At 46.7% G+C, this 26,272-nt stretch carries 22 protein-coding genes and 1 riboswitch; of the genes, 13 read left to right on the top strand and 9 right to left on the bottom strand.

From position 1 onward, the window contains the following. Positions 1-69 precede the first annotated feature (69 nt). Complete coding sequence (locus tag HHL16_RS16485; protein WP_169426275.1) at positions 70-237, bottom strand: DUF1328 family protein; 168 nt, start codon at positions 235-237, stop codon at positions 70-72. Between the two features lie 180 nt (positions 238-417). On the opposite strand from HHL16_RS16485, the gene HHL16_RS25075 reads away from it, so the two are divergent. Continuing rightward, positions 418-588: a hypothetical protein gene (locus tag HHL16_RS25075; protein WP_240966204.1), complete on the top strand. Its 171-nt coding sequence runs from the start codon at positions 418-420 to the stop codon at positions 586-588. 92 nt (positions 589-680) lie between these two features. Further along, positions 681-1,514: an SDR family oxidoreductase gene (locus HHL16_RS16475; protein WP_169426273.1), complete on the top strand. Its 834-nt coding sequence runs from the start codon at positions 681-683 to the stop codon at positions 1,512-1,514. 3 nt (positions 1,515-1,517) lie between these two features. Here HHL16_RS16475 and HHL16_RS16470 read toward each other — a convergent pair whose 3' ends face one another. Beyond that, on the bottom strand, positions 1,518-2,915 hold the full coding sequence (locus HHL16_RS16470; RefSeq protein ID WP_169426272.1) for a sensor histidine kinase: 1,398 nt from the start codon (positions 2,913-2,915) through the stop codon (positions 1,518-1,520). A 189-nt stretch (positions 2,916-3,104) separates the two neighbouring features. Here HHL16_RS16470 and rpoN point away from each other — a divergent pair, with 189 nt between their 5' ends. The 8 genes from rpoN to ligD (HHL16_RS25065) are packed head-to-tail and all read left to right on the top strand — an operon-like array spanning position 3,105 to position 12,570. Continuing rightward, positions 3,105-4,517 (top strand): RNA polymerase factor sigma-54, encoded by a 1,413-nt coding sequence (rpoN, locus tag HHL16_RS16465; protein WP_169426271.1) that lies wholly within the window; start codon positions 3,105-3,107, stop codon positions 4,515-4,517. 45 nt (positions 4,518-4,562) lie between these two features. Then, positions 4,563-6,029 carry a sigma-54 dependent transcriptional regulator gene (locus tag HHL16_RS16460; RefSeq protein WP_169426270.1) on the top strand — a complete coding sequence of 489 codons (1,467 nt, stop codon included), beginning with the start codon at positions 4,563-4,565 and terminating at the stop codon, positions 6,027-6,029. Between the two features lie 3 nt (positions 6,030-6,032). Continuing rightward, on the top strand, positions 6,033-7,655 hold the full coding sequence (locus tag HHL16_RS16455; RefSeq protein WP_169426269.1) for an ATP-binding protein: 1,623 nt from the start codon (positions 6,033-6,035) through the stop codon (positions 7,653-7,655). Positions 7,656-7,666: 11 nt separating this feature from the next. Next, on the top strand, positions 7,667-9,115 hold the full coding sequence (locus tag HHL16_RS16450) for a hybrid sensor histidine kinase/response regulator (protein WP_169426268.1): 1,449 nt from the start codon (positions 7,667-7,669) through the stop codon (positions 9,113-9,115). 49 nt (positions 9,116-9,164) lie between these two features. Next, positions 9,165-9,947 (top strand): Ku protein, encoded by a 783-nt coding sequence (locus HHL16_RS16445; protein ID WP_169426267.1) that lies wholly within the window; start codon positions 9,165-9,167, stop codon positions 9,945-9,947. A gap of 25 nt (positions 9,948-9,972) precedes the next feature. Next, entirely contained in the window at positions 9,973-10,680 is a 708-nt protein-coding gene (locus tag HHL16_RS16440; protein WP_169426266.1) for a DNA polymerase ligase N-terminal domain-containing protein, read from the top strand. After that, positions 10,661-11,647 carry a non-homologous end-joining DNA ligase gene (gene ligD / locus HHL16_RS25070; protein WP_240966203.1) on the top strand — a complete coding sequence of 329 codons (987 nt, stop codon included), beginning with the start codon at positions 10,661-10,663 and terminating at the stop codon, positions 11,645-11,647. The genes HHL16_RS16440 and ligD (HHL16_RS25070) overlap by 20 nt, the downstream gene beginning before the upstream one ends. Then, positions 11,644-12,570, top strand: coding sequence for a non-homologous end-joining DNA ligase (gene ligD / locus HHL16_RS25065; protein ID WP_240966201.1), 927 nt, complete (start codon positions 11,644-11,646; stop codon positions 12,568-12,570). The genes ligD (HHL16_RS25070) and ligD (HHL16_RS25065) overlap by 4 nt, the downstream gene beginning before the upstream one ends. A 7-nt stretch (positions 12,571-12,577) precedes the next feature. On the opposite strand, the gene HHL16_RS16430 is transcribed toward ligD (HHL16_RS25065), so the two are convergent. The 3 genes from HHL16_RS16430 to HHL16_RS16420 all read right to left on the bottom strand — a co-directional run bounded on the left by HHL16_RS16430 (position 12,578) and on the right by HHL16_RS16420 (position 14,085). After that, positions 12,578-12,868: a PLDc N-terminal domain-containing protein gene (locus tag HHL16_RS16430; protein ID WP_169426265.1), complete on the bottom strand. Its 291-nt coding sequence runs from the start codon at positions 12,866-12,868 to the stop codon at positions 12,578-12,580. A 130-nt stretch (positions 12,869-12,998) separates the two neighbouring features. Then, the gene (locus tag HHL16_RS16425; protein ID WP_169426264.1) at positions 12,999-13,577 is read right to left on the bottom strand and encodes a DUF4142 domain-containing protein; all 579 of its coding nucleotides are present in this window, start codon (positions 13,575-13,577) and stop codon (positions 12,999-13,001) included. 40 nt (positions 13,578-13,617) lie between these two features. After that, positions 13,618-14,085 (bottom strand): PA2169 family four-helix-bundle protein, encoded by a 468-nt coding sequence (locus HHL16_RS16420; protein ID WP_169426263.1) that lies wholly within the window; start codon positions 14,083-14,085, stop codon positions 13,618-13,620. A 207-nt stretch (positions 14,086-14,292) separates the two neighbouring features. Between HHL16_RS16420 and HHL16_RS16415 the strand changes: the two genes are divergently transcribed. Beyond that, positions 14,293-14,616 carry a DUF6496 domain-containing protein gene (locus HHL16_RS16415; protein WP_169426262.1) on the top strand — a complete coding sequence of 108 codons (324 nt, stop codon included), beginning with the start codon at positions 14,293-14,295 and terminating at the stop codon, positions 14,614-14,616. An 86-nt stretch (positions 14,617-14,702) separates the two neighbouring features. Here the strand turns inward: HHL16_RS16415 and HHL16_RS16410 are convergent, their stop codons facing one another. Next, positions 14,703-15,173, bottom strand: coding sequence for a low affinity iron permease family protein (locus tag HHL16_RS16410; protein ID WP_169426261.1), 471 nt, complete (start codon positions 15,171-15,173; stop codon positions 14,703-14,705). A gap of 111 nt (positions 15,174-15,284) precedes the next feature. Beyond that, positions 15,285-15,929, bottom strand: a complete 645-nt coding sequence (locus HHL16_RS16405) for a ferritin-like domain-containing protein (RefSeq protein ID WP_169426260.1) — start codon at positions 15,927-15,929, stop codon at positions 15,285-15,287. Between the two features lie 63 nt (positions 15,930-15,992). Then, positions 15,993-16,095, bottom strand: a riboswitch (TPP riboswitch). A gap of 297 nt (positions 16,096-16,392) precedes the next feature. On the opposite strand from HHL16_RS16405, the gene HHL16_RS16400 reads away from it, so the two are divergent. Beyond that, positions 16,393-16,899: a hypothetical protein gene (locus tag HHL16_RS16400; RefSeq protein ID WP_169426259.1), complete on the top strand. Its 507-nt coding sequence runs from the start codon at positions 16,393-16,395 to the stop codon at positions 16,897-16,899. A gap of 222 nt (positions 16,900-17,121) precedes the next feature. Continuing rightward, positions 17,122-18,762, top strand: a complete 1,641-nt coding sequence (locus HHL16_RS16395) for a hypothetical protein (RefSeq protein WP_169426258.1) — start codon at positions 17,122-17,124, stop codon at positions 18,760-18,762. 5 nt (positions 18,763-18,767) lie between these two features. Here HHL16_RS16395 and HHL16_RS16390 read toward each other — a convergent pair whose 3' ends face one another. Continuing rightward, a complete protein-coding gene (locus HHL16_RS16390) occupies positions 18,768-21,068 on the bottom strand; it encodes a BamA/TamA family outer membrane protein (protein WP_346766845.1) in 2,301 nt (766 codons plus the stop codon). Further along, positions 21,058-26,130 (bottom strand): translocation/assembly module TamB domain-containing protein, encoded by a 5,073-nt coding sequence (locus HHL16_RS16385; protein WP_169426257.1) that lies wholly within the window; start codon positions 26,128-26,130, stop codon positions 21,058-21,060. The genes HHL16_RS16390 and HHL16_RS16385 overlap by 11 nt, the downstream gene beginning before the upstream one ends. Positions 26,131-26,272 lie beyond the last annotated feature (142 nt).

The following is a 26,272-nucleotide window of genomic DNA, read 5'->3' as shown; positions in this document are numbered from 1 at the left end:
AAGCCAGGCTATCGACAGACGCCTGGCTTTGTAGCTTCAAATTACCCGTTGTATATGATGAAAAGAAAATCAGTCCACCCTACTTGGTTTACCTACTATAAGACTAATAATAAATAACGCAAGAAACAGGAAGAATAAAATTTTGGCGATCCCCGCTGCACCTGCTGCGATACCACCGAATCCGAAGATGGCGGCTATGATCGCTACTACCAGAAAAATAACTGTCCAGCGTAACATAGGCTTTGTTTTATTTCAACTGTTTAAAATATTGTGCCAGCAGACTGTGTGGAAGTTTACTATTTGTAACTCAATAAGAATACGTCTATTGGGGAGCAAATAAAAGCCTCCTTCCTCATCCTGAGCAATTTTTTCTCATCAGAATGAGTGGGCTGATGCCGGTATGCAATCAGTCGGTCAATGATGATGATGACCATGTACGAAATTCCTGGCCACCAGACTACCGATAAACAGTGCCATGCCCACAAAGAAGCACACCTGAGCAATGCCCTGAATATGAGTAGGAACTCCGGCAAAACCGAGAACTCCACCAACGATGGCGATCAGAATAAAGATTATCGACCAACGTAACATATGATTGTGATTATACTTGATTAGCCGGAAATATTGTGCCAGTCTCGCCACAGGTATGGAATTTTCATACCTCATTGAAACAGAATTCTATGGCAAAATCATCTGCTGCCATTTCGGCTGAAAAGAAGGCGCTGAACCAAATTCAGCTCATCATCCGGGAAGATTACACAGGTTCGGGAAAGCTCAAAAACAGGGTGGCTGTGATCACCGGCGGGGATAGTGGTATTGGCCGATCCGTGGCTGTTCTCTTCGCGCGCGAAGGAGCCGATATCGCCATCGTGTACAATAGCAGCGATAAGGATGCTGCAGCAACAAAAGCGCTCGTAGAAGCTGAACATAGTACCTGCCTCGTTATCAAAGGAGATCTCACTGAAGAGAAATTCTGCAGAAAGATGATCCGCGACGTACACAAACATTTCAACAGATTATCCATACTCGTCAACAATGCCGGTACGCATGAGCCCGATGATGATTTCATGAAAGTGAGCAGCCGTCAGTTCCATCACACCTTCGATGTAAATATGTATCCTTTCTATTATTGCTCTCAGGAAGCGCTGAAGTTTATGGATGCAGATGGATGCATCATCAACACCGCGTCGGTAGTGGCTTTCAGAGGAAGCGATCACCTGATCGATTATGCAGCCAGCAAGGGAGCTGTAGTGGCTTTTACACGTGCCCTCGCAAAGAATCTCGCCGGCAAAGGCATCCGTGTTAATGCAGTGGCGCCGGGGCCTGTTTGGACGCCGCTCATTTATGCCAGCTTCTCCAAAAAACATATCAGTGAATTTGGCAAGAAAACGCCGATGGGGCGTGCAGGATTTGCTTATGAGCTTGCACCTGCCTTTCTGTTTCTTGCATCAGCAGATGCCAGCTATATCACCGGACAAGTGATCCATGTAAACGGAGGTGAGATAGTTGATTGATGTTTATCTGTTGTGCACAGGGAAGTAGAGATAGAACACAGCGCCGTTGCCTACCGACCCGGAGGCAGATACATTCCCTCCGTGATTGATCATGATGCGCTGCACCATGGCAAGTCCGATTCCCTTACTCTCGCGCTGCGGCGACTCCAGCTTTTCAAATATGCCAAAGATCCTCTCCGCAAATTCATTGCTGAAGCCCATGCCATTGTCGGTTACGCTGATCTTATAGTACAATGTGCCGCCGAATACAGAGAATAATTTGTCGCTGATGGATTTGCCCACCGTTTCTTCAAACCGAACGGTTATCAGCGGCGGTACATCGCGGCGGGCAAACTTCAGAGAGTTGTCGATCAGCTGCTCAAATAATATCACCAGCTGTGCCGGAATTCCTTTGATGATGGGAAGACTATTGATCACCGAAAGACTTGCATGCTGCATGGTAAGCCTTGCATCAACATGCTCTGCTACTTTGAACAGCACGTAGTTGAGGTCTGCATCCTGCAAAGCTTCTTTGTTGGTGATCAGATTGCTGTACATGGCCATGTCTGCCGTGAGGCCATGCATATGCTCTGCAGTAGTGTTGATCTTATCGAGCATCACACGCATTTCATCGGTAAGGGTAGAACTATGTTTGGTGAGCAGTCTTGTGGTAAAGGTTTGGATCTTCCTCAATGGCTCCTGCAAATGATGCGAGTGGGTATGTGTAAGCTGCTCCAGCTCTGCGTTTGCGCGGTTCAGTTCTCCCACCTGCTTCTGCAATGCCTGCTGAAAAGTTAATCGCTTCCGCATTTCTTTATTGATGAAGAGAAAGCTCAGTATAAAAATGATGGTAGCAAATACGAATATCGCATACAGCAGTTTCGGAGTAAGCTGCTGCGAGGAATCTTTCTGAATATTCCGGAAGAGCAGCAGGCTTCTTTCTTCACTTTCAATTTTTCGCAGTACATCATTGTAATCGTTCATCAGCACTTTCGACTGAAGCATCCTCAGATCGAGATTGCTTCGTTGTTTAAGTGCTGCCTTGTTTACATTGGTGCGTATCTGGCTGAGCCTTTCCGATACAATACGTTTGAGGTTATTGATATTGATCTGCTGCTTGTTGTTGTCGAGGGTGAGACTGCGCAGGCTGTCTATGAGTGTATGTATATGTGATCCACGGGTGATCAGTGGTTCAAGCATGCTACTGTCGCGCGTGAGAATGAATCCGCGCTCACTGCCGATGATATCTTTCAGTGTGCCGTCTACACGCTCCAGAATATAGAGCTTCTCATACGTATGCTCCACTTCATTGGAATAACGTTGTGCATTCATCAGACGCTGATAGAACATAACTGCCAGCACTGTGAGTATCACAAACGAGAGGATGAAGGCTGTGTAGATATATTGAAATCGGAATTTCATGGAGATCATTGCTCTTTTTGTGGAATATATTCTACAGGTTCAATTACTACGCCAAAATACGACGATAAAATTTGATTTCGCTGAAAGGCTGTATGCACAAGCATTATAACTGCATTAAAAAGAAAATGCATAAAAAAACATTTTTTGGTTTAAGCCTTGTTATATAAGCAGTACACCTAATCGATTGCCATGATCTATCAACATCTTACTCAGAAACAGCAGGTGCGTATACTGCCGCAGCAGATTCAGCTGCTCAACCTGTTTCATCTGAATACGCTGGAGCTGGAACATCGCATTCAGCAGGAGCTGGAAGAGAACCCGTTGCTGGATGAAACACCTGCAGATGAACCAGACTCAAAAGAAGAAGCAGAAGCCGTACAGGATTTTGCAGACTGGGAGGAATTCGGTTACGACGATATTCCCGATTACAAAACCGAGTACGCCAATTACTTCTCCGGAGAAACCATTCCCGATAAACCACTTGCTCAGGTGAACGATTTCCGTCAGCAACTGAAAGAACAGTGCCGTTTATTGTTAATGGACGAAAAAGAGTACACAAGAGCCTGCTATCTCATTGATTCTCTCAGTGAAAATGGCATGCTCGATCAGTCTTTGAGCTCCCTGGCCGAGGATATGAGTTTTAAATTTGGAAGCTGGATCGAAAGTACCGAACTTGAAAGGCTGCTCGCCGTGATACAGGGGCTCGATCCCGCTGGCGTAGGCGCCCGCGATATCCGCGAATGCCTGCTTTTGCAGCTGACAAGAAAAAATACCAATCGCCCCGATGTGGCCGCAGCCATTCGCCTGGTGCAGGATCATTTCACCGATCTCAAAAACCGCCAGCTCGATAAAATTATGGCCGGCATCGGCCTCGAAGAAGACGAGTTGCGCATTGTGCTCGAACTGATCGCAGCCATGCCCATGCAGCCCGTAGCCTCCGTAACCGAAGAAAACGGAAACCTCAATTATATAGTGCCTGATTTTATAGTAGCGGTTGAAAGTGATGTGATAGAAGTATCACTGGCACGTCAGCGTTCATCTTCCCTCCATATCAGCAATACCTGGATGGAATCTGTGAAGAGCCAGTGCAACAAAGAAGACAAGGCAACGGGCCAATATCTCAAGAGCAAGCTGCAGGCAGCCGAATGGTTTATTTCGGCTATTCAGCAACGTGAAAGCACCATGCTCCGCGTAATGCGTACCATCGTGAAATGGCAGTACGAATATTTCAAAGAGGGAGACCCGTTACTGCTTCGTCCCATGATTCTGAAAAACATTGCACAGGAAGTAGGCGTAGACATTTCTACCGTAAGCCGTATCACCAGCAATAAGTACGCAGCCACCCCATTTGGAAACATATTGCTGAAAGATCTTTTCTCCGAAGGGCTCGCCAATGAGCAAGGGGAAGTGGTAAGCAACCGCATCATTCAACACGCTCTCGAAGAAGCGATTAAAGCGGAGGATAAGAAAACGCCGTTTACCGATCACCAGCTTGCGGTGATCCTCGCGGGAAATGGCTACAAAATTGCTAGAAGAACTGTGGCGAAATACCGCGAACTGCTCCGCATTCCAACCGCTCAGCTAAGAGCGATGTGGGGTTAGGAAAACAGATTAAACCATACTAATCAATCATAAAACCTGCCAGCTATGCCAAAAGTCTTAGTCATTGACGATGATCGCGATATTTGTTTTCTGATGAATAAGTTCCTTACGAGGCATGGGTATGAAACTCTGGAGTCTTATTCTCCCAAAAAAGCCCTCGAGGTGCTGGATGAAACTCAGAACATCGATATCGTTCTCTGCGATTACCGGATGGAAGGAATGGATGGAAAAACCATCCTGCTGAAGATCAAGGAAAAATATCCTGCCATGCCTGTGATCATCATCACCGGATACAACGATCTTAAAACTGCCGTGGATGTAATGAAACTCGGCGCATACGATTATGTGACCAAACCGCTCTATCCCGAAGAAATACTCAATACCATTCAGACCGCTTTGCAGCTGCCTCCCGAAATGCAGACCGTTGCAGCATCTTCCAATGGTACCACGGAGGCCACCGCCAAAATAAAGAAAGCCAACAACGGAAACGGTGGGTATATCTTCGGAAACAGTCCGGTGTTTCAACACCTGATCGATCAGATCTCACTGGTAGCACCCACCGATTACAGCGTGATCATATACGGAGAGAGCGGAAGCGGAAAAGAAGCCATTGCACAGGAGATCCATAAGAAGAGCAAGCGCAGCGCTTTTCCGTTTGTAGCCATCGATTGCGGCTCTCTCAGCAAGGAACTGGCAGGCAGCGAACTCTTCGGCCATGAGAAGGGCGCGTTTACCGGCGCAATCAATCAGAAGATAGGTAATTTTGAAGTAGCCAACGGAGGCACTATCTTTCTGGATGAAATAGCCAATCTGCCCTACGATATTCAGGTATCGCTGCTTCGTGTGATTCAGGAAAGAAAGATGCGCAGAGTGGGAGGAACCAAAGACATCGATCTCGATGTGCGCATCCTCATCGCCAGCAACGAAAAGCTGTGGGATGCAGCACAGAAGGGAAGATTCAGAGAAGATCTTTTCCATCGCTTCAATGAATTCACCATCGAGCTGCCGCCACTTCGCCAGCGAAAAGATGATATCATGGTATTTGCACAGCACTTTCTCGAAAAAGCAAATGAAGCATTGCAGAAAAATGTGAAAGGCTTTTCTCCGGAAGTGGAAGACATCTTCAAAAACTACGTGTGGCATGGCAACCTGCGCGAATTGCGAAACGTAGTAAAAAGATCGGCCCTGCTCACCGATGGCGATCTGATTGAAGTACGTAGCCTTCCATTCGAGATCAGCAATTACAGAAAGCTTCAGTTCGAGAACAACGGAGAACAATACGTGGGCGCACCGCCTCCGCAACAGATGGCTCCCGATACCATGCGAACCGTTCGCAGGCTTCCTTTCGAGAATAGTCTCAAAGAAGCCAGCATCGATCTCGAATACGAACTGATTCTGAAAGCCCTGAAAGAGACCAATTTCAATAAAAGCAAGGCAGCGAAGTTGTTGAACATCGATAGAAAAACTCTGTACAATAAGATAAAGCTCTATCAGGAACTTAATAACAGATAGCCTATGAGACGCGAAGAACCCATCGATAATATCCCACGACTGAAAATGATCAAGAATAACGATGATCCGGAATTGACTTCGGGTAAGACCGGGGCAGAAGTTCAAAACATCAGAGAAGTCTTTGATGACATTGAAGGTCTCCTTTTGTTTGGTACCTGGCAGTGGGATGCTTTTTCAGGAAAGGTCACCTGGTCAGACGGAATGTACCGCATACTTGGTTACGACAGAGAATCTACCCAGTTGCGGGTTACGGATGATTTTTACCTGCATCACCTCGATTTCGACGAAGCAGCCCAATTCAGAGAGTTCAGGGCAAGGGCTATCGCAGATAAAACACCTTTTGAATATACCTACCGGATCACCACCAACGATAACCGTTCGCGTGTGATCACCACCAAGATGAAATTTGTGTACGATCAGAATGGACAGGTGCTGAAAGGCGTGGGCTTCAACAGAGACGTTACAGAAAAAACGCAGATGCTCCGCGACCTGATGCACTACAAAAAAATGGTGGAGCAGAAAGAAGAATTCCTCAATATCGGAACCTGGGATTTCGATCTTCATACCGACAAGCTCAATATGTCTGATGGCATGATGCGGCTGATAGGCCTCGGTGCAGGCCAGCCAGGCGAATTGCCGGACCTGCTGGGCTTTTACCGGCTTTATCTTACAGCCAATGACAACCGAAAGTTGGTAGATGTGGTGTACAATGCCGACAGGGAAGAAACCTATGTGCGCCAGTCGGCCATCACAACAGGTACCGGAGAAACAAAAATGCTGGAGACCTTTGGCAAGATCCAGCGCGATGCATTGGGCAATCCCATTAAGATCGCCGGCATTACACACGATGTAACCAAACTCAAGCAATACGAGCAGGAACTCGAAGTAAAAGTGGATGAGCTGAACCGCTCCAACCACGAACTCGAAGAGTTTGCCTATGTTGCTTCACACGATTTGCAGGAGCCATTGCGCAAGATCAGCACTTTCGGAGAAAGACTGCAAACCCGTTGCGGCGACCAGCTTTCTGAAGAAGGCATAGCCTATCTCAATCGCATACTCGCCTCAGCAGAGAATATGCGCGGACTGATCAATAACCTGCTCGATTTCTCACGGGTTACCAGAATGCAGCATGCCTTTGTAAAATCCAATATCCGGCAGATAATATTGCAGGTTCTCGAAGAACTCGATCTCAGTATCGAAGATTCGCATGCCATGATAGATCTGCAGGCAATGCCCGAAATAGAAGTGATACCCGAACAGATCAAACAATTATTCAGGAATCTGCTCTCCAACGCACTTAAATTCCAACGGGCGGGTATTCCGCTGCAAATCAGTATCAGCCATCAATTGATGAGCAGAGAAGAGAAAGAAAAACAAAAATTAAGACATTCCAGAAGATACCATAAGTTCATTGTTACAGATAATGGCATTGGGTTTGAAGAAGAATATGCTGAAAGGATCTTCCAGCTGTTTCAGCGATTGCATGGGAAGTCTGAATATCCGGGATCGGGAATCGGACTGGCCATCTGCCGGAAGATCGCAGACAATCACCACGGAATGATCTCTGCCAGCAGTCAGCCCGACCACGGCGCTGCATTCACCATCATTCTGCCGGATACACAATAACACATTACCCGATGCTGATCATTCATGAACCGGTACGTATACTCATCATCGACGATGATGAAGATGATTTCTTTCTCACCAGCACCCTCATCAAAGAAACCGGTGGCAACTTTGTAGTGCAATGGAGCAAAAACTACAAAGAAGCCCTCGATCATATCTGCCATAAACGGTTCGATCTTTACTTCATCGATTATTTTCTCGGCGCACGTACAGGGCTCGATCTGCTGAAAGAAGCCCTGCAAACGCATTGTGAAGCGCCCATGATTCTGCTTACCGGCAAAGGCAATCACAAAGTGGATCTCGAAGCCATGCTTGCCGGCGCTTCGGATTACCTTATCAAAAGCGATCTCAATGTAGAAAAGCTGGAGCGCAGCATCCGGTACGCACTGGAAAAAGCTAAAACTCTCAAAGCCTTGCGGGACAACGAACAGAAGTACCGCAGCATCTTCGAGAAATCGAAAGACGCCATCTTTCTCGCCGATACCAGCCTTCAATTCTTTGCTGTAAATAATGCCACTACGCAGTTGCTGCAATTCAGCGCAGAACAGCTCAGCGCGCTTACGCTCTACGATTGCATGCCCAACAAACAATCCGTTGCATTGCTCGGAAAACTGCTGGCAGAACATGGCGAGGTGGAAGATCTTGAAATAGAATTGCGCAACAGCCAACAGCAGGAACTGCATTGCATTTTTTCCGCCACATCCGTTGAGCGGCCCGATGGTACAAAATATCTCCAGGGCATATTGCACGATATTACCTCACTCCGCAAAGCAGAAAAAAATCTGCTGATGAGTGAAAAGCTCGCAGCCACCGGCCGTCTCGCACGAACACTCGCGCATGAGATCAGAAATCCGCTCACCAATATTCATCTCTCGCTCGATCACCTGCGGCAGGAGTTACTGTCCGAAGATCATCTGAATTATCATCAGATCATCCTTCGCAATGCCAAAAGAATCGGCGCCATCATATCGGAATTGCTCGATACCGCCAGACCCACTGAAATTATCCTGCATAACAACGTATTGCAGGATATACTCGACGAAAGTGTGGGGGCAGCCATGGACCGCATTCAGCTGAAACAGATTCAGCTGAATATCAACTATCCCGAAACAATGGTTGAAGTGGCGGCCGACAAAGAGAAGCTGAAGATCGCTTTCCTCAATATCCTCATCAACGCTGTGGAAGCCATGGAAGAGGGAAAGGGCGTGCTCGACATCGATCTCAATATCCTGCGCAATCATTACGAAGTGAGGATCAGCGACAACGGTATTGGCATCCCTCCCGAAAACCTGCACAGGTTATTCGAACCCTGGTTCACTTCCAAACGGAATGGCCTCGGACTGGGGCTGGCAGCCACGCTCAATATTTTGCAGGCACATCAGGCGGGAGTGGATGTTCAGTCTACTCCCGGCTGCGGCACCATGTTTGTACTCACTTTCCGTAAGCAGAAAATTGAGTAACTTACTATACTCTCCCTTAGGCCGTAGCTCATAAAAAAACCTACTTAGTATGAGAGCAATCTGGTCGGGCGCTATTGGCTTCGGGCTGGTCAATATTCCCGTAAAACTCTACAGTGCTGTTGAAGACAGTGGCCTTGATCTCCATATGCTCGATAAGAAAGATCACGCCAGCATCAAATTTCAGCGTATCAATGAAAAGTCGGGCAAAGTAGTGCCATGGGCCAACATCGTGAAGGCCTATGATCTCGACGGACAGTACGTGGTGCTCGATGATGCAGACTACGAAAAAGCGATGCCCGAAAAAACCAAGCAGATAGAGATCGCCTCCTTCGCGGAAGAATCTGAAATCGATTCGATGTTGTTTGAAACTCCCTACTACATCGAGCCCGAAAAACAGGGCGCACGCGCATATGCATTACTCTGGTCTGCCTTATACAAATCAAAACGCGTAGGTCTCGGAACATTTGTACTCCGCACCAAAGAAACCATCTGCATCGTGAAAGCAGAAAAAGGCGTGATGGTGTTGCAGCGGCTTCGCTTTCAGCAGGAAGTGAGAAGCCATTCCGATCTCAATATTCCCTCACTCACCTCCACCACCGTAAAACCAACAGAGTTGAAAATGGCCATGAGCCTGATAGATCAGCTCAGTGAGCCATTCGATATTTCTGCATGGAAAGATACCTACTCTGAAAAACTGATGAAGCTCATCAAAGCAAAAGCGAAGGGAAGAAAGATTACCACACCGAAACTGAAAGTGGTTCACTCGCGTTCAAGCGATCTGATGGCACAACTGAAAGCCAGCCTGGGTTCGAAGAAAAAGAAAGCCAGCTGATCTGTTCATCATAAACTGATCTCTCATGCTGAAAGAATATAATGCTAAGCGTAATTTCAAGAATACGCCGGAGCCATCGGCACGTAAACACACGATGGGCGATCATTTCCGGTTTGTTGTGCAACGCCACGATGCAACCAGACTGCACTACGATTTTCGGCTCGAACTGGGCGGTGTGCTCAAAAGCTGGGCAGTTCCCAAAGGTCCTTCCATGAATCCCAACGATAAGCGATTGGCAGTGCATGTGGAAGATCATCCTTCGGATTACATCACTTTCCATGGAACAATTCCCGAAGGCAATTACGGAGCAGGAGAGGTAGAGATCTGGGATAAAGGAAATTTCATTCCGGTGAATGCGAATATCGAACCCATTTCCGAACGGCAGGCATTGCAGGCGCTCAAAAACGGAGAACTGAAATTTGTGATCCAGGGAAATATACTTGCCGGAGAATTCGTGATCGTCCGATTGAAAGATGATGATAAGAACTGGCTGCTCATCAAACACAAAGATGAGTATGCTGTGAAGACTGTTTTCAATCCAGAAAAATTCAGAAAAGACAAACCAGCAAAAGCCACGAAGAGCAAGGCCGGCAAAGCAGCTCCGAAAGCTGCTGCCAAAGCGCCGCGCAAGTCTGCATCCAAAACAGTCCGTAAGTCAGCCAGCAGAGCCACTTCCAAATCCGCCCCGAAAAAGAAAGCAGCCACACGAACTTATGCCGGTAAAAAAAGCTGATACCGCCAAGGCCAACAAAGTTGACAATACCCGGAAATACACGCGGTACATCAAACCCATGCTGGCTACGCTCGTTGATGAACCTTTCGACGGCCCCGACTGGCTGTTCGAGATCAAATGGGATGGATACCGCGCTGTGGCTGAATGGCAGGATAAAAAACTGAAACTCTATTCACGGAACGGACTTTCGTTCATGCAGAAATATCCGCTTGTAGTGAGCGCTATCATGCAACTGAAACACAACTGTATTCTCGATGGAGAAATAGTAGTGACTGATGAAAAAGGAAGATCCCGTTTTCAATTGCTGCAGGAGTACGACCAACATCCGGAGCTTCCGATCCGATATTACATTTTCGATCTGCTTTCGCTGAATGGCGAAGATATTCGTCATCTGCCACTGATCAACCGGAAGGAACTGCTGCAAAATCTATTATCGAAGTACAAGGGAGACATTCTACAGTATTCCGATCATGTGGAAGCAAAAGGTAAACAGTTCTTCAAACATGCTGTGAAGCTCGATATGGAAGGCATCATAGCAAAGAAAGCCGACAGTGAATATGAGGCAGGCACGCGTACACGCAACTGGCTCAAGATAAAGAACCATAACAGTGAAGAAGCCATCATTGCCGGATACACGTCTCCCAGAGGCAGCCGAAAATATTTTGGTGCATTGATCCTCGGAAACTACAAACGCAACAAACTGCAATACATCGGGCATACAGGTACAGGTTTTACATTTTCCACACTCAAAGAAATGTATAACCAGATGCAGCAGCTGAAGCAGGCTGAGAGCCCGTTTGAAGAAAAGATAAAAGTAAATGCACCTGTTACCTGGCTCAGGCCAAAACTGGTCTGCGAAGTGAAGTTCACCGAGAAAACGCGGGAGGGGATACTCCGGCACCCGGTATTCCTCGGACTTCGAAGCGATAAATCAGCCAAAGAAGTGATCAAAAACAACGACAAATGAAAGCATCCACAGAAAATACATCTGCACTCGTAACGGTAGATCGCCATCAGCTTACGTTGAGTAATGTGAACAAGATCTATTTTCCCAAAGACAAGATCACCAAAGGCGATGTGATCGCATATTACGATATGATGGCGCCCGTAATTCTGCCTTATCTCAAAGACAGGCCGCTGAATCTTTTGCGTAATCCAAATGGCATCAATGAAAAAGGATTCTATCACAAAGATGCCGGCGAGAATACGCCCAAATGGATCAAGACCTATCCTGAATTCTCCACTTCTTCCAATAAAACAGTGGACTATATCGTCTGCAATAACAAGGCAACGCTGATCTATCTGGCTAATCTGGGTTGCATTGAAATGAATCCGTGGAACTCCACCACACGCAGTCCGGAGAAACCTACTTACCTGATCATCGATATCGATCCGTCACCTAAAAATACTTTCGATCAGGTGATCACAGTTGCACAGGCAGTGGAAGAAGTGTTGTCCAGAGCAGGCGCAGTCACTTATGCCAAAACCTCTGGTGCAACAGGTATTCACATTTACATGCCACTTGGCAATAAATACGAGTATGAGATTGCGCGTGAGTTCGGAAGGATAGTAGCCACGATGGTAACGGAGATGTTACCCGGACTCACTTCCGTTGAACGATCGCTCAAAAAACGCGGCAATAAGATCTATGTGGATTTTCTGCAAAACTCAAAAGGACAAACACTGGCGTCGGCTTACAGCATTCGTCCACGTGAAGGCGCCACTGTTTCAACGCCACTTCTCTGGAAAGAAGTAAAGGCAGGATTGCATCCCAGCCAGTTCACCATTCACAATATCGAAAAGCGGGTAAAGAAGCTGGGTGATATTTTTTACATGGTACTGAAAGAAGGAAATAATCTGAAGACCTGTCTGAAGAATATCGAAAAGTAGAAAGAAATCATGTAACGATCTTTCCTTTTTTCTGATGCATCATGTAAAAAAGCATTCCTCCCATAACCGGTACAGATACGGTGAGGATGAGCCAGAAGGTTTTCTGAAATCCTTTGAGATCATCGGCGAAGATCACATCCCATATTGACCATATCCAAACAATTCCTGCTACGATAAATCCGAAGTACATGATGTATTCACCATAATAGTAGTCTTTCTGCATCATGGATAATCCTAAGAAAATAAGTATGGTGCTGATGATGCCGATGATAAATCCCGTTTTGTTTAGAATTTTCATATGTAGCCTTTTGTGTACCGGTACTAATGTTATGCCAGGAGCATTGAACAAACAGGGCAAAAAAACTGAAGGGGCTGGTAGAAACCAGTCCCTTTTCTATAATCCAATGTGCCTTGGTAAAATGTTCAGTTTACTTTTTGATCCTTGTATTCATGGCCATTAATTTATCGTGGTGCGTTCTGATCTTCGGGAGTACGATATTGATCCAGTTCTGAATATCCGGATCGGTTACTGTGCCGAGCGCTGCTTCATAATCGCTGATGGTTTGCTGGTGTTTCTCCATCAGTTGGCTGGTCCACGATTTATCGAACTCTGTCGGTTTTTCATTAGTGAGTTTCTGCAACTGATCTTTGGCTGCATCAGTCAGTTCTGCAGGGATGCTGATGTTCTTTCTGGAAGCGATGGTTTTAAGATCGTTCAGCGCGGCAGTGTGATCATTCACCAGCATCTTGGCTATTTCTTTTATTTCCGCATTGGGAGATTTTTGTACAGCCAGTTCTGCCAGCTGAATTTCAGCGAGGTTGCCGGATGCAGCGTTCACCACAAATTGTGCATTGTGCTCGCTGGTGTCTGTATTGAATTTCGCTTCATTCTGTTTCTCTGCTCTTTCTTTGCTTTCGGGCGACTGACGTTGTGCAGATTCGCCACAGGAACTCAGTATTGCCATTGAGAGAAACAGACCGATAGAAATATAAGAGAGTGCTTTCATATTATATGCTTTTTTGAACAATTGATTTAGTGTTTGTGTTTCAGATAGCTGCCCGCATATTACGGTACTTTTTGATCAGATCATGTGACTCTTTGAGGGTGTTTTTTTGTTTGGTGATGAGAAGCCTGACGTTGGCACCGGCAGTTGCTTCATCTTCAAGTGCCTGCTGATATGCTTTCTGAGCGGCATCTTCACCGAATTCGCAACTGGCCAATACACTATGTCTGTCTTTGCCGGTGAATGTTGCTTTTACACCCATCCATGCACGATAGATCTTTCCGGATGCAGTGGTACCATCTTCAACCGGATCGCCTCCTGTTTTTCTTACTTCCTGCGCCAGCTCTGTTTTGTGTTGCTGGCTTTCGTTGATCATTCTTCTGAAAATTCCTTTGAGGTCTTCATCGGCATCCTTTACTTCTTTGATGGCGTTTTCATATCCATTTATTCTGTCGTTGTTGATTCGGATGAGGTCGTTGAGAACATCCGCCAGGTCCTGATTATTTTGCATAATGTTTGTTTTTGCGTTTGTAATATGAGTAAGATTAAAAAAATGATACCACCGCTCAATTTGTTGGGATGCAGGTGTGGTGTAGAGTTTGCTACACGCTCTCCGTTTGCATATGGTGATAAAGCTGAACCGGGGCCTGGCACAGGAATTACAGCAAATAATCTCAGTTGCATGAGAAAAATATTTATTGACTAAAACATTTACATCATGCCCAGCTATTCAAAAGGCGCTTCCAAATCTGTGGAAAGCGCTATGAAAAGAAAGAACAAAGGAACATTGCGCAGCGGCCCCGGAGGAAGGGGCGGAAAAGTAACCAGTGATAAGCAAGCCATTGCTATCGGATTATCTGAAGCAAGGGAGAAAGGTGCGAAAGTGCCTCCACCTAAGAAAAAAGCGGCATCGAAGAAGGCTGCTACAAGAAAGTCTGCGACGAAGAAATCCGCTACAAGAAAAACGGCCGGAAAAGCTGCGCCACGCAAGAAAGCTGCTCCTCGCAAACGCGCTGCCAGCAGTTCCAAGCGCAGCATGTAAGATCGAATGGCATAAGTATTCTATACAGGTAATCGCTATGAAGACTACCATAAAGCTGTGTCTATCTTCGCGGGAAGAGACACAGCTTATTTTTTATTGACCACTGAAGGGCTGTGCTTCAGTTTTCGTTGCTGGTTATCGGTGGCTTCGTCGAGGCTGTGCGTAGCGTGCAGGTTGGTTTCTTTTTCAGCCAGTTTAGACAGCTTTATGTAGAACTTCTTGATCACTGCGAGCTCTTCTTCCGTGAGATCTTCAATATCCACCAAACGGTTGCTGGCGGCGGCGTTGCAGGCGATCAGCTCATTCAATTTAAGTTGAATGGCCGTTGTATCTCTGTTCTGCGACTGCTGAATTACAAATACCATCAGAAATGTGATGATGGTTGTTCCGGTATTGATCACCAACTGCCAGGTATCGGAGTAGCCAAATACAGGGCCGAGCAAGGCCCATATGATGATCACCACAAAAGCGGCGAGGAAGGCATATGGACTACCAGTTGCTTTGGTGACTTTAGAAGCGATGCGTGCAAAACGTTTTGATTTATTATTCTTTTTCATGACAGAACTTTTGAAGTGCAATAAAAAAGTCAGACCAAACTGATCTGACTGTTTCTCTATTCAAGCCCATAACCTATAGCGAGTTGAGTGGATAGTTGGCGGATGATGAAACTATGCTTCTTCTTCCTGTGCGGCTTCCATGTTGATATTGTTCTCTGCAATACTGGTAAGCGTTTCATCGGCGGCTTTTTCTTCCTCAAGCGTCTGATGCAGCAAGGAGGCTATTTTTTCCATACCGAATGTTCTGGCGAGTTGGGTGAGGCAGCCGTAAGAGGCGATCTCATAATGTTCTACTTTTTGTGCAGCGATAATGATGCCTACATCGCGGGTAAAAGATCCTGCTTCTGTATCAGCAACAATGCTGTCGGCTTCTTTCTTCAACCCATCCATGGCATCACATCTTTTGGCTTTTGCCTGTTTGCCCAGTATATCAAAAACCTTTTCAAGCCTTTTTACATGGGTTTCTGTTTCTGCCTGGTGATCTGTGAGCGCATCTTTGAGTTCTTCAGTAGTGGCAGCTTTGGCCAGTTTATTCAATGATTTTGCCAGTAGCTTTTCAGCATAGTAAATGTCGCGCAGCTGATCGATGAACAGTTTGCTCAGCATTTCATCCATCTTTGGAGCCTTCGTTGCTGAGTTGTTTGCTGATTTCATTTCGCTACCTGGTTTTCCGTTACTCCTTGATTTTGCAAGTGTAGTGTCTTTACCGTTTTCTGAAGAATGCGAAGCTTTATTGGCTGAATTTTTCTTTTCCATTTGAGATTGTTGATAAAATAAATAAGTGGAAGACAAGCCTCCGCTTTCACGGAGGCTTGTACATATTTTCTCCTTGTATCTTCCTTCGCTGGCATTATCCAGATCAGGTTCTTTCAGGTTTACTCTCAGATCACTTCTTGCGTTGTGAACACCCTGGTTGAAAGAGAAATTATGCTTTACACAATCATTAAAAATTCAATGCCACGGCTGCTTTGGAGACTAAGTAACTGTACTTACATCAGTTACATTATTTATCTCAAAGTGGGGTGTAGATAGTTGTCTACGAACAAGTGTGCATTACTGTCACAATGCCATTTTTTACGGATACAGATACCAGCAAAAGCAGTACCACTGTAATGAGCATATTCCTGTATCAGGCACTGTTAGCTTCGGAAAATACCATTTAGTGGTAACTCAAAAGATTGGGCATGCCTTTTGAAAAGTATACACTAAAGGAACGGTTATGGTAAGTGAAATTCAACAACTGGATTTTCTCCGGGATCGCATCCATGAGATCCGGAGTGCATTATTTGCCAACACCAGCAATGAAGCTTTTAAATTACCTACCTGTATCATTTCCGCGCTGAATATAGACAATGAAGGACAGGTTTGTTTCTTCATTCACCGCCCGGATTTATATATGGAAGAGTACGACATGGAGTTTCCTGCAAAGCTGGATTTCTATCGCAAAGGCAAACCATTCTTCCTGAAGATATCAGGACTGGCGCAGATTGTCGCCGATAAAGATGAAATGCTCAACTATATCGGATTGCCTGGCAACGTAGATCTTCCATCTCTGTCGAAACTACTGCTGGTAAAAGTAAAAGTGGAACATGCCGAGTATTTTGAATCGAAACACAAACACCACCGGCAATGGAACAACTGGTGGAAAGAGATGTGGCACTTCTTTTCGGGAACCAAATCAACACCACGTCCACATCACGCTCTAAACCTTCGGCCCGCGGCATAATTTTACGCTACTCAATTCCCTTGTCGGGAAAAATATCCTGTGTAAATTGCCACTATGGCAATCTGATGCCTGCCAATGGCAGCAGCGATATTGTACTGCCGGTTTGACAACCTAATTGTCTGCAGGATTCATCAAAATTTAATCTTTTCTGGCGGCTATGATGCCAACGATAAGCCCGGAGGATGGCCTTCTCCGGGTATTTTTTTACCTTATCTTTTACCTATGCTGTCGAAGAAAATATTTACCTGGATCATTGTGCTGTTTGCTCTTATTGCCGTGCTCTTTTCAGGATGGAGTTACTACAAGAAGCACTATCTGCGGTCTACTTTGCAGGATGCCGTGGATGGAAAATCCAGAGGTATGTACGCCATCGTATTCGATAAACTAGATATCGACGAAGTAGGAGGTAATTTAACGGTTACACAATTGCAGCTGCAACCCGATACGGTTCGTTACAATGAATTGGCGCATTCTGCCAATGCACCATCCGTAATTGCAAAACTTGATTTTCCTTCCATGAAAGTTACGGGCATCAAAACGCCGAAGGTGTTACTGCAAAAAGAAATTGTAGCAGGGAAAGTGCTGATCGAAAATCCACAGATAGAAATTTTCTTCACCAACAAAGGCGCGGATTCACTCAAACGTGTTCCTGATAAAGAAATGTATGAGCAGCTGCTGGGCAATCTTGTAAAGATTGCTATCGATACAGTTTCGATTGTAAACGCCACCGTTATCACGCGAAACCTTTCCGATGGCAAACAGCTGATGCAATTCGATAGTGTGGCCATCAATCTCTATAACGTTGCTGTAGACAGCATACACAGCAAAGACACTACGAGATTCATCTTTTCAGAATATGCCGAACTGCTTTGCAAATCGGCCAGCTGGAAGGATAAGAAAGAGTTATATGATTTCAAGCTTCGTGATATCGATTTCAATACCCGCGGCCAGCGTGTGGGTATTGCCAAATTTGATATTCAACCCCGGCTATCCGAAACAAAGTTTTTGCAGCAATTCAAATATGCCACCGACAGATTCGATATCAGTCTAAAAGATATTCGACTGGTGAATCTGAATATGGCTTCGCTCATGCGCGAATCCTTCCAGGCAGATTCAATGATGGTGGGAGGAAGCCAGATCCGCATCTATCGCGATATCTCTTATCCCCACGATGGCCGCAATCGCCTGAAAGATTTACCACATCAGCAACTCATGACACTTGCACTTCCGATGAACATTAAGTTTGCAAGCTTCAGCAACAGTTATATCGAATACAAAGAACGCAATGCAAAAAGTGAAAAGAGCGGGAGTGTGCAATTTCATGCGGTGAGTTTGCAGGTGAACAATCTTACCAACGATACGGCAGTATTGAAAAAGTCACCTGTATGTACGGTGCATTTTCAATCGAAGTTTCTGAATCAGGGGCCACTTAAAGCGTCGATACGTTTCTATCCGCTGGATGCGCAGGGCAAATTCAGCATTGAAGGATCGCTCGGCAGCATGCCGGCAACAGCCGTGAATGTACTGGCAGTTCCGATGGGACTAGCGAAGATCGAGAGCGGCACTATCCGCAGTCTGAAGTTTGCGTTTACAGGAAACGACTACCGGACTGATGGCCCCGTAACCATCCTCTACGATGATCTGGATGTGGCCCTCCTGAAAAAAGATGAAGAGGACAAAACCCTCGATAAGAAAAAGCTCGCCAGCTTTGTGGCAGGCATCGTAATCAAAAAATCAAACCCCGGAAGGAAGGGAGACGTGAGAACAGCGCAGGTGCATTTCGAGCGCGATACGCATCGTTCTTTCTTTCATCTCATTTGGAAATCTATCTTCACCGGTGTGAAAGAAAATGTAGGGATGTAAGTGGCTTAGAAAGGATATCCGATAGCGATATTGAATACGAGGTTGTCTTTCCTCCAACGGCTGTCTCCAAGCGTTACCTTATCAATTACCCAGCGGTTGCCTTCGGGCAGCCATGGTTTGCGCAGCGGGAAGGCTACATCCAATCTCAGTACAAGAATGGACACATCTACACGAAGACCAATACCGGCGCCTACTGCGAGTTCCTTGATGAAATTTTTCGTGAACTCTGCGCCGATCTTTTGTTTGTTGGGACGATAGAGCCAGATATTGCCTGCATCCACGAAAGCTGCGCCACTGAAGATGCTGTATAATTTGGTTCTAATTTCGGTATTCAGTTCCAGTTTGATATCACCGCTCTGATCGAGCACCAGATCGTGTGTTACGTCTTTGTAGGAACCAGGGCCTAACGCACGCGTGCGGAATGCGCGGATACTGTTGTTGCCTCCGATGAAGAATTGTTTCACATAGGGCATCTCACGCGAGTTGCCATATGGATATCCAAAGCCCACCAGTATTCTGTTTGCCCAGGTGCTTTTATCTCCAACCCTTCGATATACGCGGAAGTCTGCTTCCGTTTTGATGAATTGGGAGAACCCTTTTCCGAAGAGCTGGGAGGGTTTATCCGGGCTGCCGCCTCTGGAAATCAATCCGGCTACATTGCCCGCCACATCGATGGTTCCGCTGAAGTACAGTGCATTGATATTTCGGCCTTCAACAATGCCGTTGTAGGTGAAGTTATAAGTGGAACCAAGTATGAATTGTTTCTCGATCACTTTTGCCATCGGCTGGCTGGTGTCTGCACCTGCCTGATACTCCGGACTCACGTACAGCGGCTGCACATAGTTTACGCTGATGGGGTTGAGGGTATGTTCCTTTCTGCTCGTTTCTTTCCAGGTGTATCCGTAAGATGTACGGAACGAATTCATGGTATAGAGCCTTGCCTTGTTCAGCAGATCGTAAGCCAGTGTGATGGTGGTTCTGGGAACGAAGCCCCCTTTCTTTTCGATCTGCCAGAACGGAATCAGAAAACGGGGGAAGGCGAGCGATGCTTCCAATCCACCGCGATATACGTTGTATCCTTTCTGTGCGGCACTGTACTGCACTTCCGCACCACCATATGCACTGATGGTAAAGAGTTCTCCTGCCCGGAAAGTGTTTCGGTTCCTCCAGGAAAGAGTGAGTTGTCCACCTGCAAGGTTGTTCGATTTTGTAGTGCCTGTTACTTCGAGCCTCAAAGATTTTTTAGGATTGGGCGTGAGGTAGTAGAATGCATTGAGTTGAGAGAATGGTCCACCTGCCACTTCAAACCGGTTCTTCACAAATTTGAATACGCCGAGGTTTACCAGTCTGGACAGGGAAAGATTATGCGCTTCACGATTGTACACGTCGCCCTGCTCGAACTGCATAGACTGCAGGAAGAGTTTCGGCTTGTAACGTTTGGCCTTGTCGTAGACATAGTAGCCGTTGTAGAGTATGGCGTTCTTCTTACTGGTATCGTCGGTGTTGGTGGCGTTCAGGCGGTAATTGGTGTAGAGATACACATCTTTGATGGTGTAGAGTTCGCGCGCATTCTTCGGTGTGTTGTTTTTCAGTGTTACGTAGAGATTCACTTTGTGACTGCCGATGGTGCTGTCTGCATCGATGAGCAGAAAATCCGGACTGAAAAAGTAGAAGCCATTCTCTTTCAGCATAGCATCGATGCGTGTGCGTTCATCTTTGATCATTTCGAGATTGAAAGCCCTGCCCGGTCTGAGCAGACTTCTGCGTGCAGTACTGCGGATATTGCTTCCCACAAAGCTGAGACTGTCTGTGTCGAACTCCACTTTGTTGATGGTGTATTGCGGCGCTGCCTGCACTTTGTACACAGCAGTGGCTTTTCTGTTCTTTACAATGGTATCGAAAGTAACGGTACTGCGGAAGTATCCGCGATTGTCGAGTGTGTTGGCGAGGATGGCTGCATTCTTTTCGAGCGACACATCACTGAGTACAACAGGAGGCTCACCGAATTTGTATTTCAGTTTGCCGAACATGCTGGTTTCTTTTTTAGGATTGCCGGCCAGGTTGTAGGCCAGCAGCCGGATGCGCATGCCCAGAAATTTTCGGTTGGGCCTTGGGCGGGTAAGCGCTGTGAGATCCGATTCAAGTACTTTACGTTCTTTTCTTTTTAGGGTCGGTCCTTCTACTTTTACCGTAGCACCAACATAAAGGCTTTCTCCCGCAGGCAATTTTTTTGTATTGCTGCAGCTGGCCAAACTCATGATGAAGATGGCGAAGCCCAATGCCTGTATGATCTGTTTATTGTTCACCCGGTTCTTGTGTATTTGGTTTCGATTCGGCAGGGTTGTTTTTTTCCGCCGCTTCTTTCTCTGCTGCTGTTTTCCTTCGCTGCTCACGTTCCGTGCGCTGTCTTTCTCTTTCTTTCTTTGATCTGAAAATATTCCGGAAGCGGTTGTAGTCGAGTGTGATAACAACACCTACGCCCGTTTCGATGATATATCCTTCGAGTACGCCTTCGTACTGGTTCTTGCGGTAGGCGCGCAGCATGTATCGCCCGTCGTTGCTGAGTTTGTAATCGAGCGCCACGTTCTCGGCCAGGTTGGTGGCTTCGCGGTTGGCATTCGGATTCTCCAGTGCAAAGTTGCTGCCAACGGTTACGGTCAGGCGATCGTTGAGCAGTTTTTTGGAGAAGTTTACATTGAGATCGGTGCGGTTTCTCTTTTCTCCGGTGGTGTAATCTTCGGAAGATGCGAGATCGAAATTGATATCCACTCCCGCGATAAGATTAGCTGCCAGTGCATTCAGTTGTTCGGATAAGAGTTTGCTCACGCTCTGGCGGGCGAAGCCTTCGGCCGTCATGGCGCTGTTGCCGGAGGCAAATGGATTATCACCAATGAAGTGATTGAGCAGCAGCAGGGCAAACACCTGCTTGTTCATCTCGGCAGATTCATTGCGGAGCTCCGCCAGTCTGGAGTTCGCTTCGGAGATGATGCTCTTGTCTACATTATAGTTTTTGTCTTCGGGCAGTTTGATGTCGAATTTGATATCGGGTTTCATCAGCTTGCCGGTGAGCATCAGGTTCACTTCGAAGGGCAGTCGCTGACGATACATATTCCGTTTGGTATCGGTTACATCTGTAAGTTGTTTTTCCACCAGATCGAGAGGAGCGGTGTTGGCGATGTACAATGCAGTGATGTTCACATCGGCCATGGTTGGCTCTCCCTGCCAGGTGATCTTACTGCCTTTCTGGATAAGGAATTTCCGTTTGAGGAAGTTCACCGATAGGTCGTAGCTGCCTTCGCTGAGTTCGTAGGTGCCGGTCATGGAGATCTTTCCGCTCGGATCGATGGCAGTGGAGAGATTGGCTTCTCCCTTCACTTTCAGCAGATCGCCATTGGCTTCGTCTACAATGAGATTGAAAGTTGCATTCTTATCTACGGTGAGGTTCACGCTCACGTCGAGATTGCGGATGGTAGATGTGTTGAGGGAATCGTAACCGGTGTTGGCGAGCAGCGAATCCAGTGGAATGCTGTCGCGGTCGATAAATCGAACGATACCTTCTCTGTCCTGCACCGCCGGATCTTCCTGCGGAAGAATTACAGTGAGCTCGGTTTTATCGTTCACCTTAACTGTTCCGTCTACGATCGGATGCAGATCGGTTCCTTTGATATTGAGCCGGCTGTCGAAATAGAGTTTGCCGAAGTATAGTTTGTTGTCTTTTTTGGTGGTGTTGAGCGCCTGAAAATTATCGGCGTCGAACGTGAGGCCGAAACGGAATTTGGTATAGTCGGTGGTGAATACCGTTCCATCGAGTACGGCTTTGTTGTTCACCGAATCGGTGATGGTGAAATTACGGAATGATACCCCTTGCGGCGTAGCCCTGATGCTCTGCTGATCGATGTTGATATAGCTGTTCATCAGCGCAGGCATCAGCTTCGCTTTGTCGAACATCAGTTGTCCGGATACGGATGGTTTGCTGGCAGTTCCTGAAATGTCGAATGCACCGTTGACTGTACCTGATGAATTGCGGAGGTTGCCCATCGTTAACCCATCGATGGTTCGGAGTTGCAGGGTACGGATATCGAGGCGTGCCTTGAACGTGCCATCTGCATTGGGGTTGGTGAAGTAATTTCCTTTCACCTGCAAATCGTTACCCTGACCGGTAAGCGTGATGTCCGCTTCGTAATTGTTCTGTTCGGGATTGCTCACCATCAGCTTCAGGTTACCGAGTGTGTCTTTGTTGAAGCTGGCATTGTCTACGGTGAGATCGCCGATGAACTTCGGCGATTTCATGATGTCGCTGACTGTAACATGCCCATTCAGTTCTCCGTCTGCGATGGCGGAATCCGGCTTCACAAAGTGGAGCAGGGTACTGATGCGGAATTTGGAGAAGTCTACATCGAGTGGCTGTCCGGGTTTATCGCGAAGCGTTGCAATCAGCAGTCTTTGTTCTCCTTTGCTGATATTGAAATTATCAGCGAATATATTGGTGCTGTCGATAACGATTTTGTTGTTGCGGTCTACATTCCATGGTTCGGAGTTGAGCAGCAGCGAATCTGGCTTCAGAGAAAAGAGGTAGCTGCCGCCGGGCTGCATGGCAAACAGACCTTCGAGATGGTAATTGGTAAGGTTTTTCTTATTGCGGGTATTGATGGCGAAATCGATATTGTTATGGGCGATATCTGCATCGATATTGGTGTTGTAGATATTGAGGCTGCTGCCGAGACTGAACCTGTCTACTGTGCCGCGGGCCTGCAGTACATTATTTTTTGTATCGGCCGTTAAACGCAGGCCGCTGATATGATTGGCGCCGTAAGTAAGTACCGGAATTTCGAGCAGTGCATCGATGCCTCCGCCTCCGGAAAAATGACCATCGAGGTGAATGCTGTCCAGCGCTTTGAGATCAGGCAGCAGCATCTGCCACTGTTTGGAATTGTTGACTACAGCATGTATCCTGAAATCATAATTGGAATCCGCTTTCACGGAATCGGGCAGTATATCGAAGTATGGATCGATCGTCCTCTGGAAAATAGTCCCCGCCTGTGTAAGCCTGTACCTGCCGTACATGCTGGCATTGATGAGACTGCTGTTGAGTGTGAGCGCCTGCCCGGTATCCGAAACGCTTGCATCGAGACTGATGGTGTCGATGCTGTACCGGTCTGCGCTATCGAGCAGGATGCTGCGTGTGATGTAGAGTTTGCCAATAAGGCTATCCGGATTGGTACTCGCGAAGTTGCCGGTAAGATTTCCCCGGTACACGAAGTTCTGCGGCGTGAGACCAAGTTCTTTTGTTTTGATGCTGTCGATCTGAAGATTGAATTTGCCCGCAGGCCATTGTCCTGCAAGACTTCCATCAGCATTCAATCTGAAATGGATCGGTTGATTCTGTATGCCCGCGTTGATAGTGAAGAGCTGATTGTCTAAACTGCCATCGATATCGAATGCACGATAGGTATAGCCTTTGTATGTGGCGCTGTCGATCACTCCCCTGATATTGGCAACCATGGTTTCGGGTTTGCGTCCATGCCCCTGCGCATGCAGATGCAGCGTGGCTTTGCCGAGATCGGGTTGTTTGAGTAAACGTTGAAGGTCGAGTGATTGGGTGCTCAGGTTGAGATCGTATTGCAATCTGCTGGCATCATCCGGATACTGTACGGTGCCTTTAACAGCGGCTGAGCCGAGTGAAGTGCGCAGCTTCAGATCGGTACGCATACGCTGGTAGGTTCCCGCGAATGATCCGCTGAGCTGCATACTCGCGGGCAACGTAATGTTCGAAGGCAATGTGTTTTTGGGAAGTATGCTGATGATGTCTTTGTCCGAACTGCTCAGCTCGCGGATAACGAGATTGCTTTGCAGTTTTTTTATATCCGGAAGGCCTTTGATAGTACCGCTGAGATCGGCCCGGGTATTGCCGAGGCCGCGTATTTTGAGATCATCGATATTGAGATCGTTCACAGCGCCACGCATTTTGCCACTGAGATACCAGGTGGCATTGGGTGATGTGAAACCGGGTGTGGTACTGAGCATGGGTGCGAAAGTGAGCACATCGCGCACCAGTACTTTTCCGTTTTGTATATCGAGGTTCAGTTTGAGTTTGCCGATGTCCTTGCTGAGCGATGCGATCGATGGATACTGAATGGCAATGTCTCTTTCGAGATGAGTGCCGGGAGTTTCGATCACCAGGTTTTTGAGATAAGCCTGTGTGCCCGTGTAAAGGAAGTTGGTGCGGAGTGTGTTGAGACGGAAGTCGCGTTCCTGCAAACTGCCTTTGGTTATTTTGCCGGCGATGGAATCGGTTTGATACCATACGTCGCTGGCGGCGAGGGTAAGTTGTTTTACATCGAGGTGCATGTAGTCCATGCCGGTCTTTGTGCGTGGGCTGCCATCATCATCGAATTTGATATTGTTGTTGGCGAGATCGAGGTTCTGTACGGCGAAGATCCATCCGCTTTCCGCGATGGCTTCGGCTTCCTGTTTTACTTCCTTCTTTACAATTTTTGCTGCCGGTTTCTTACCGAGCCGGATAGCTGCTGTTGTGCCAAGCAGTTGCAGTTTGCTGAGTTCGATGCGTTGTTTTCCGAGATCGAGTTTTTCTGCGTCTACGTTGAGGTTGCCGAGGTTGAGCAGGGCATAGAGCGCAGATACATCATTGCCATAATTGAGGTAACAATCTTCGAGCGATACGCGTTTTACATCGAGGTTGAATGCAGGTGGAGTCTGTGCATCTGCAATATCTTTTTCGGGAGGTTCAGATTCGAGCAGCGGTTTGCGCTGCGCGATATTTGCCCGAAGTCCTTTCAGTTTCAGCAGCGGTACTGCATAATTGTTATGCGTAGGATCGAATGTTTTGATATTGGTTTCGAGCTGCGCAAATGAAACCACCATGTCGTTGCCGGTAACAGTGTCTTTGAATGTTGCACGGATATCTTCGAGTAGCAAATGATCGAGATTCATTTTCAGCGAGCTGGTATCGGTGCTCGGTGCAGATGGTGTTTTGGATGCGAAGGCATCAACGATGAACTGGAAATTGAATGCTGTATCCGGCAACGTACGTGTTACATTGGCATTTACCTCCTTCAAATAAATATCCTGAATAGATATTTCTCCGGAGATCAGTTTCCACATATTCAGTTTTACGCGGAGCTGTCCGGTATAAAGCAGGGTGTCTTTCTGTTTGTCTTCGATGTAAACTTTTTCGAGCAGTACCGAACTGGGGATGCGGATGAAGAGTTTATCTACCTCCACTTTCGTGTTCAGTTTTTTGGAGAGCCAGCTAACGGCTCTATCCTTTACGAAGTTTTGAACCGGAGCAGTTTGAAGCAGGATGAATACGATCACGATAACGCCCAACAGAATGAGGATCGTCTTCAAAACGATCCTTCCGATTTTCCTGACCCAGAAAAAAAGCGGTTTGGGCTGCTTCACAAATTACGTGTATTGGTATCCTTTAATTATTCAAAAACTAATCCATTTGCATTTGATGCAAAGCATATTCTACGGGGCTGGGTTGAAT

The sequence above is a fragment of the Pseudoflavitalea sp. G-6-1-2 genome, assembly GCF_012927185.1.
Taxonomy (GTDB): Bacteria; Bacteroidota; Bacteroidia; order Chitinophagales; family Chitinophagaceae; genus Pseudobacter.
Note: the sequence above shows the minus strand (reverse complement) of the source record. Positions and strands in the feature narration are given on the sequence as shown.